5 protein-coding genes and 1 pseudogene are annotated in these 5,082 nt (G+C 67.4%); 1 reads left to right on the forward strand and 5 read right to left on the reverse strand.

The window, feature by feature from the left end:
- Together mreC and V3B25_RS21250 are read right to left on the reverse strand one after the other, a co-directional pair.
- Positions 1–906: rod shape-determining protein MreC (gene mreC / locus V3B25_RS21245; RefSeq protein ID WP_329811510.1), on the reverse strand; the 906-nt coding region annotated here is incomplete at its 3' end.
- Between the two features lie 121 nt (positions 907–1,027).
- Positions 1,028–2,074 (reverse strand): rod shape-determining protein, encoded by a 1,047-nt coding sequence (locus V3B25_RS21250; protein ID WP_005419402.1) that lies wholly within the window; start codon positions 2,072–2,074, stop codon positions 1,028–1,030.
- Between the two features lie 283 nt (positions 2,075–2,357).
- Between V3B25_RS21250 and V3B25_RS21255 the strand changes: the two genes are divergently transcribed.
- Positions 2,358–3,296, forward strand: coding sequence for a carbohydrate kinase family protein (locus tag V3B25_RS21255; protein ID WP_014038522.1), 939 nt, complete (start codon positions 2,358–2,360; stop codon positions 3,294–3,296).
- Between the two features lie 102 nt (positions 3,297–3,398).
- Here the strand turns inward: V3B25_RS21255 and V3B25_RS21260 are convergent.
- From V3B25_RS21260 to V3B25_RS21270, 3 genes and pseudogenes are all read right to left on the reverse strand, one after another.
- Positions 3,399–3,488 (reverse strand): annotated as a pseudogene (locus V3B25_RS21260) (HAD family hydrolase); the annotation flags it as partial.
- Between the two features lie 36 nt (positions 3,489–3,524).
- On the reverse strand, positions 3,525–4,148 hold the full coding sequence (locus V3B25_RS21265; protein ID WP_329811512.1) for an HAD family hydrolase: 624 nt from the start codon (positions 4,146–4,148) through the stop codon (positions 3,525–3,527).
- Positions 4,148–4,879: a hypothetical protein gene (locus tag V3B25_RS21270; RefSeq protein ID WP_019337678.1), complete on the reverse strand. Its 732-nt coding sequence runs from the start codon at positions 4,877–4,879 to the stop codon at positions 4,148–4,150. The genes V3B25_RS21265 and V3B25_RS21270 overlap by 1 nt, the downstream gene beginning before the upstream one ends.
- Positions 4,880–5,082: the final 203 nt, after the last annotated feature.

Genomic DNA, 5,082 nt, shown 5'->3' on the forward strand with positions numbered 1-5,082 from the left:
GGGGGGGGGGGGGGGCGGCGCCACGGGGGGGCCGGGGGGGGGGGGGGGGGGGGCCGCCCCCCCCCCCCCCCCCGCGCCCGGGCGCAGCAGCAGCACGTCGCGGCCGCGGTCCAGCTGCGCCGCCGGCTTCAGTTCGCCGACCAGGAAGGCGTGCGTGTCGTCCGGGCGTAGGCCGGTGATGGTGCCGACCGGGAACCCGGCCGGGAAGCGGCCACCGAGGCCGGAGGTGACGATCTCATCGCCCACTTCCACGCCGGCGCTGAGCGGGATGTCGCGCAATTCCAGCTTGTCGCCGCGGCCGTAGACGATCAGGCGAACGCCGTTGCGGGCCACCGTCACCGGCACGGCATGGTCGGGGTCGGTCAGCAGCAGCACGGTGGAGGTACCGCCAGTGACGCTGATCACCTGGCCCATCAGGCCGCCGGCATCGATCACCGCCTGGCCGACGTGCACGCCTTCGCGGCTGCCGGCGTCGAGCACCAGGCGCTGCTTCACCGGATCCAGGTCGATGTCCAGGATCGGCGCCAGCTGCACGTCCAGGCCACTGCGCTCGGCCACGTTCAGCAGTTCACGCAGCTGGGCGTTGTCCAACGCGGCGGTCTGCAGGCGGGTCAGGCGGGCGTTGGCCAGCAGCAGCTGGTTGCGCAGTTCACGGTTCTCGTTGACCAGCTGGCCGTGGCTGGCCGCCGAGTCCTTGACCTGGTTGCCGAGCTTGCCCGGCAGTCCCGCCAGTGCCCATACCGGCTGCACCAGGCTGTTGGCCTGCCCGCGCAGCTGCGCAAGCCAGCCGGCCTGGTCGTCAAGCACGATCAGGGTGATGGCCAGTGCGAGATAAGCCAGCAGACGCAGCGGGCTGGCGGCATCACCGGATCGGGAAGCAACGGGAGGTCCGGCGTAGGGCGGCACGGCAACGATTCAACTGGCAGAAGGCGGAAGGGAAACACGCGGACGCCCCGCCGGTGCCGGCCTACCCTCATGGTGGGCCGCACCCCGGAGGGGCGCTGCGGGCGCAGGCAGCCGGGACGGCTTATTCCGGCGCAAAGAACTCGTTGCCGTGCATGTCGACCAGCTCCAGCGCACGGCCACCGCCGCGGGCCACGCAGGTCAGCGGATCGTCCGCCACCTGCACGTGCAGGCCGGTTTCCTCGGAAATCAGGCGGTCCAGGTCACGCAGCAGGGCGCCACCACCGGTCAGCACGATGCCGCGCTCGGCGACGTCGGCGCACAGTTCCGGCGGGGTCTGCTCCAGCGCCAGCTTGACCGCGCTGACGATGCCCGACAGCGGTTCGTGCAGGGCCTCGAGCACTTCGTTGGAGCTGATCTTGATCATCTTCGGCACGCCCTCGGCGAGGTTGCGGCCGGAGATTTCCATCTCGATCACTTCCGCCTGCGGGTAGGCGCAGCCCAGCTCGACCTTGATGCGCTCGGCGGTGGCTTCACCGATCAGCATGCCGTGGTTGCGGCGCACGTAGTTGGTGATCGACTCGTCGAAGCGGTCGCCGCCGATGCGGACCGAGGCCGAATAGACGATGCCGTTGAGCGAGATCACCGCAACCTCGGTGGTGCCGCCGCCGATATCGATGACCATCGAGCCACGGGCTTCGGTAACCGGCATGCCGGCGCCGATCGCGGCGGCCATCGGCTCTTCGATCAGGAACACGTCACGGGCACCGGCTTCCTCGGCCGATTCCTTGATCGCGCGGCGCTCGACCTGGGTCGAGCCGGCCGGCACGCAGACCAGCACGCGCGGGCTCGGGCGCAGCACGCGCGACTTGTGCACCTTCTTGATGAAGTGCTTGAGCATCGCCTCGGTGTAGGTGAAATCGGCGATGACGCCGTCCTTCATCGGGCGGATGGTGGTGATGTGGCCCGGGGTACGGCCAAGCATCTGCTTGGCTTCGGCGCCTACGGCTGCCACCGAGCGGGTGCCACCAATGGCACGGTCCTGACGCACGGCCACGACCGATGGCTCGTTCAGCACGATCCCCTGCCCGCGCACGTAGATGAGGGTGTTGGCCGTGCCCAGGTCGATGGACAGGTCGTTGGAGAACATGCCACGGAGTTTCTTGAACATCTGAGGAAGGAGTCCTGAGGGGTGTCGTGCCCGCCGCGGGATGGCGAAAAAATGGGCAGAAATCGAGGCCGACAAGCCTAGCAACCCGCCTGCCGCCGAGCAAGGAAAAAACTAGCTGAACCCGCGTCTTCACAGGCTTTCGGCCTGATCGGGTCTCACCCGGTTCTGGCCCTGAGCGGCACCAGCGGGTAACCTTTGCGCCGTCGGGCGCCCAAGGGCGCCGTTTGCTTGCCCGCCGAACCGGGCCGGCCCACCCCAAAATTCACCGCATAGGCTTACATCGATGTCCGCTCTGATCTGTGGTTCTCTTGCCTTCGACACCATCATGGTGTTCCCGGACCAGTTCAAGAATCACATCCTGCCGGACAAGGTGCACATCCTGAACGTGTCCTTCCTGGTGCCGCGCATGCGCCGCGAGTTCGGCGGCTGCGCCGGCAACATCGCCTACAACCTGCACCTGCTGGGCGGCCAGCCGATCCCGATGGGGACCGTGGGTTCGGACTTCGGCCCGTACCGCGAATACTTCGACGGCCTGGGCATCGACCTGTCGCGCGTGCGCGTGATCGATGAGCTGTTCACCCCGCAGGCGTTCATCACCACCGACCACGACAACAACCAGATCACCGCCTTCCACCCGGGCGCGATGATGCGCTCCTACGAAAACCACGTGCGTGGCGTGCCGGGCGTGACCCTGGGCCTGGTCGGCCCGGACGGCCGCGAAGGCATGATCCAGAACGCGCAGGAATTCCACGAAGACGGCATTCCGTTCATCTTCGACCCGGGCCAGGCCATGCCGCTGTTCAACGGCCCGGAGCTGCGCGCGTTCATCGAGCAGGCCGACTACGTGGTAGTCAACGACTACGAGTCGAACCTGCTGCAGGAGCGCACCGGCTGGGATGAGAAAGAGATCGTCAGCCGGGTCAAGGCCTACATCACCACCCGTGGCCCGAAGGGCGCGGTCATCCACACCCCGGAAAAGAGCTACGACATCCCGCCGGCGCATGAGCGCCGCGTGGTCGACCCCACCGGCTGTGGCGACGCCTTCCGCGCCGGCCTGATCTACGGCATCCAGAAGGGCTACGACTGGCTGACCATCGGCCGCATGGGCAACCTGATGGGCGCGCTGAAGGTGGAGCACCCGGGCACCCAGAACCAGCGCTTCACCTTTGACGAGTTCAACGAGCAGTTCAAGCAGCAGTTCGGTTACGCGCTGGGCGCGTAAACGAACTGCCCGCGCACCCGCTCGGTGGGTGTCGACCTTGGTCGACACGCTGTGCCTTGGTAGGTGTCGACCTTGGTCGACACTGCCGGCCAGCGGCCGGCACTACCCCTTCTGCTGCCAGGCCGCCAACAGTGCACGGCAATCGGCGAAATGCCAGTCGGCACTGCCCGGCCACGGGTGATCCGGTAGGTGTCGACCTTGGTCGACACTGCCGGCCAGCGGCCGGCACTACCCCCTGCGCTGCCAGGCGGCCAACAGGTCGCGGCAATCGGCGAAATGCCAGTCGGCACTGCCCGGCCACGGGTTCTCCGGCAGGTTGACCAGCACTGTGTGGGTGCCCGCGGCGCGCCCGCACTCCAGGTCGTAGGCGTGGTCTCCCACCATCACCGCCTCCGCAGCCCCGATTCCCCAGCGTCGAAGATGCTGCTGCAGGCCATCCGGCGACGGCTTGGGCACCGCTTCATCGCGGCCTATGATGTCGGCATCGTCGAACAGCTCCCCGACCCCGATCGCATCCAGGGTCAACTTCGCCAGCGCATGATCGTTGCGGGTCAGGATGCCCAGCCGGCAGCCCGCCGCCGACAGCGCGCGCAGCAGCTTCACCGCACCCGGCGCCGGCAGTGCCTCCTCGGCCAGCGCACGTTCGTGATCCAGCAGCCACTCACGCTTGGCCTGCGCCGGTGCATCCGGCAGCGCCGCGATATGGTCGAGGATGTCTTCCTCCGCGGCGATCTGCAGTGCGCGGCGGATCGCGGCGAAATCATGCACGGCGACGGTCAGGGTACCGTCCATGTCGAACACCCAGTGCCGGATCGCGGACAACGCGTGCACTGCGCTGCCCGCCGCAACCATCACTGCCACCACTGCGGCATGCGGCTGGCGTCGACACCACCGGTTTCGAACACGGCGGTACGCGTGCCGCCGGCCTTGACCGGGAACTCGATGCTGATCGACTTGCCCTTGCGCGCCAGCTTCCATAGCGCCTTCTGGTCGGTGATGAACAGCGCGATGGCTTCATCGGTCTTCGGGCGCCAGGCCGCCATGGAAATCGGCTTGCCGTCGTCCACGGTCACCTTCACCGTGCACTGCGGGCAACGGAAATCGCCAGCCTGCAGCACCAGGTAGGCATGCCGCTTCCACTCCGGATGATCGCGGAACACCAGCTGCACCGGCTTGGCACCGCTGCCATCCACGTCCACCCGTTCCTTGCTGTAGATCTGCGCCGAGACCTGGTTGCCCTTGTTGCCCACCGGGATCTGGTTGTACTGCCACAGCGCCTGCATGCGGCGCAGGTCGCGCGCGGCATCGCCCTTGGCCTTGACCTCGTCGAAGCCGGCGGCGATGCGCTCGGCGGCGGCGGTGTCCTTGTACTGATCCAGCAGCGAGGCGCCATGCAGGCGCGCACGCTCCCAGTCCTGTGCGGCCACGGCCATGTCGTACTGCTTGGCCACGTCTTCGGCCTTGGCTTCCTTCTGCGCCTGCACGGCGGCCGCGGCGGCTTCCTGCGCCTTGCGCTCTTCCTCGGGGTTGCTGCAGGCAGCCAGGGCCAGCGTGCAGGCGGTGAGCAGGATCAGTCGTTTCATGGCGGAGGTCCTTCGTGTTTTCGCATATCTGTAGAGTCGAGCTTGCTCGACTGCTGTTGAAGAGCCAGTCGAGCAAGCTTGTATGTTCCTCCCGGCTCCTACGAGGTATGTAGGAGCCAGGGTGGAGGGACCGTCAAGCATGCATCTGCGGATACTAGCCGACAGACGAGTCGAGCGATCCCCATCCCGCACACGAACGTCGA

This window comes from Stenotrophomonas sp. SMYL8 (genome assembly GCF_036320065.1).
In the GTDB taxonomy this organism is placed as follows: domain Bacteria; phylum Pseudomonadota; class Gammaproteobacteria; order Xanthomonadales; family Xanthomonadaceae; genus Stenotrophomonas; species Stenotrophomonas maltophilia_A.

What these genes read in the sequence shown, in the direction of transcription:
- V3B25_RS21250 (WP_005419402.1), bottom strand. Translation starts at nt 2,074, where the DNA reads ATGTTCAAGAAACTCCGTGGCATGTTCTCCAACGACCTGTCCATCGAC.
- V3B25_RS21255 (WP_014038522.1), top strand. Translation starts at nt 2,358, where the DNA reads ATGTCCGCTCTGATCTGTGGTTCTCTTGCCTTCGACACCATCATGGTG.
- V3B25_RS21265 (WP_329811512.1), bottom strand. Translation starts at nt 4,148, where the DNA reads ATGGTTGCGGCGGGCAGCGCAGTGCACGCGTTGTCCGCGATCCGGCAC.
- V3B25_RS21270 (WP_019337678.1), bottom strand. Translation starts at nt 4,879, where the DNA reads ATGAAACGACTGATCCTGCTCACCGCCTGCACGCTGGCCCTGGCTGCC.